This window comes from Micrococcus sp. HMSC31B01 (assembly GCF_001816085.1).
Taxonomy (GTDB): Bacteria; Actinomycetota; Actinomycetes; order Actinomycetales; family Micrococcaceae; genus Micrococcus; species Micrococcus luteus.
Map to the genome: position 1 here is coordinate 854 of NZ_KV825463.1, position 617 is coordinate 1,470.

1 pseudogene is annotated in these 617 nt (G+C 76.2%); it reads right to left on the reverse strand.

The features are described 5' to 3' along the window. Positions 1–488 (reverse strand): annotated as a pseudogene (locus HMPREF3105_RS13635) (hypothetical protein); the annotation flags it as partial. Positions 489–617 lie beyond the last annotated feature (129 nt).

Consider the following 617-nt stretch of genomic DNA (forward strand, 5'->3'; position numbering starts at 1 on the left):
AGGACGCCCTCGGCGGGCCCGCCGGGCACGAGCTGCTGCACGACGAGCCGCTGGGGCACCTCGCGTCCGAGCTCGTGCAGGGCCGCGGCGGTCGCGGTCTGCTGGGAGTCCGACATGGCCGCCGAATTGGCCTCGCCGACCTCGTCGGAGGTGACGCCGGTGGGATACATCAGCTCGCGCGGGGCCACGTCCACGGCGGGGTCCGTCAGGCCGCGGCCGAGATCGAGCAGGGAGGTGGTGCCGATGGGAGGACCCCCGACCATCACGGTGGTCATGTGCAGGGTCCCCTCACCCGGGTCCGCCTCGCCGCCCTCGACGCGCAGCACGGGTCGACCCTCGCGTTCGCCCAGCAGGTCCACGGCGGGGCCGGGGCCCTCGAGGATGTAGGGGGTGGGGGCCAGCAGTGCCAGCCCGGCGCTGCCCAGGGCGAGCCATCCGGAGAAGGGCACGCGGGCGGCGCGGGTGGTCCTCGAGGGCACTGCGCGCACGCGACACCGTCTTTCCTGGGGGTCCTGATCGGGCCGTCCTCGCCGCCGGGCACGGGCCGCGCGGCGACGGTCACACCAGTCTACGCGGGGCCGCGACCCCCGCCTGCCCCGCGCGACGCCGTGCGCCAT